This is a genomic window from Neobacillus drentensis, assembly GCF_036962765.1.
In the GTDB taxonomy this organism is placed as follows: domain Bacteria; phylum Bacillota; class Bacilli; order Bacillales; family Cytobacillaceae; genus Neobacillus; species Neobacillus drentensis_C.
This window is the reverse complement of the sequence record NZ_JBALOS010000395.1, coordinates 1-1,513: the sequence shown is the minus strand read 5'-3', so window position 1 is coordinate 1,513 and position 1,513 is coordinate 1. Positions and strand designations below refer to the sequence as shown.

Genomic DNA, 1,513 nt, shown 5'->3' with positions numbered 1-1,513 from the left:
CTTATATAGATATTACAATTTAAGCCAAGAGTATTTTTGCTCTTGGCTATTACATTCTATCTTACTCACCGGTTTCAGCAAAACGCTTGATGCGATCTCCGATTTCATCACGGACACGTTGGAAGAATGCCCATTTTTCTTCGTCAGTCCCTTGGGCCTTTGCTGGGTCATCATATCCCCAATGAACTCGTTTTACATGCGGTGGAGTTACAGGACAGTGATCTGCTGCATGTCCGCATAACGTCACAACTAACTCTGCGTTATTAAGAATTTCAGGATCGATTACATCAGATGTTTGTTTTGAAATATCAATACTAGCTTCCTTCATTGCTTTTACGGCATTTGGGTTTAATCCGTGTGCCTCAAGGCCAGCACTCTTCACTTCCCACTCATTACCTAAATGCTTTTTAGCCCAACCTTCTGCCATTTGGCTGCGACATGAGTTACCTGTACATAAGAAATAGATTGTTTTTTTAGTCATGATGTATTCTCCTTTATTTTTCGTGTAGTATTTTATAAATAATTGCCGCACAGCCTGCTCCCAATATAGTTGCGACAATATACACCCATAAATGTTGAGTTGTTCCTGATACGAGGGCTGGCCCAATGGACCTTGCGGGATTCATAGAGGCACCACAGATTGGACCAGCAAACATTGCTTCTAATCCAACTGTTGCACCAATCGCTATTCCTGCGAAGGATTTTACCGCTTTACCATGAACCGCAGAACCGAATATAACCATCATCAAGAAAAATGTAAGGATAAATTCCAAAACAAACGATTGGCCCCATGAACCTCTTGGTAAAGTGGTACCAAGTGTTGCAACATTTCCAAATAAACATAATAACGTTGCACTAGCTGCAATTCCAGCAATGATTTGAATAACAATATAATTAAGTGCTTCCTTCTTATTTATATCCCCATGAATTAAAAATCCAATGGTAACGGCTGGATTGAAGTGTGCACCTGAAAGATGACCGAAAGTGAAAATTAATGCCATAACGACCAGCCCAAATGTAAGGGCTACGCCAACATGAGTTAAACTTTTAGTAATCGAATCTATCACTACTGCGCCAGTTCCAGCAAAAACAAGAAAATAAGTTCCTAAAAATTCACTGATTAGCTTTTTTTTCATTCTGTTTAATCCCCTTGTTGATTCAATTGGTCAACAACCACAACGAAGCGTAGGATTGCTTTTTTCAATCTGTGTAATTTTCTCTGTCTGGAGCGGTACGTGTTCCAATATATCTTCTATAAGTCCATATAGCTCACTTTGCTGGTTCAGGGAATAATAAATCCACTGCCCTCTTCTTTCTTCCTTCACCATCCCTGCATCTTTTAACTTGCGAAGATGCTGACTGATAGATGGCTGACTCATCTCAAATACTTCTAGAAATTCACAAACACAGCACTCACGTTGTTTTAAAATACCTACGATGGTTAAGCGTGTTTTATCGCCCAATAATTTTAAAACAGTCGCAGCTTTCTCCAAGTCTACTTTTGATTTCAACA

The 1,513-nt window shown here is 39.4% G+C and carries 3 protein-coding genes; all 3 read right to left on the bottom strand.

Annotated features, from left to right (window positions below):
- Positions 1-61 precede the first annotated feature (61 nt).
- Genes arsC through V7137_RS29990 form a run of 3 tightly spaced genes read right to left on the bottom strand, consistent with a single transcriptional unit; the run spans position 62 to position 1,511 of the window.
- A complete protein-coding gene (gene arsC, locus V7137_RS30000; protein ID WP_335701449.1) occupies positions 62-481 on the bottom strand; it encodes an arsenate reductase (thioredoxin) in 420 nt (139 codons plus the stop codon).
- A 13-nt stretch (positions 482-494) separates the two neighbouring features.
- Positions 495-1,136 (bottom strand): MIP/aquaporin family protein, encoded by a 642-nt coding sequence (locus V7137_RS29995; protein WP_335701448.1) that lies wholly within the window; start codon positions 1,134-1,136, stop codon positions 495-497.
- 30 nt (positions 1,137-1,166) lie between these two features.
- Positions 1,167-1,511, bottom strand: coding sequence for an ArsR/SmtB family transcription factor (locus V7137_RS29990; RefSeq protein ID WP_335701447.1), 345 nt, complete (start codon positions 1,509-1,511; stop codon positions 1,167-1,169).
- Positions 1,512-1,513 lie beyond the last annotated feature (2 nt).

Bases quoted from the DNA above. Each gene is read 5' to 3' on its own strand.
- arsC (WP_335701449.1), bottom strand. From the start codon at position 481: ATGACTAAAAAAACAATCTATTTCTTATGTACAGGTAACTCATGTCGC.
- V7137_RS29995 (WP_335701448.1), bottom strand. From the start codon at position 1,136: ATGAAAAAAAAGCTAATCAGTGAATTTTTAGGAACTTATTTTCTTGTT.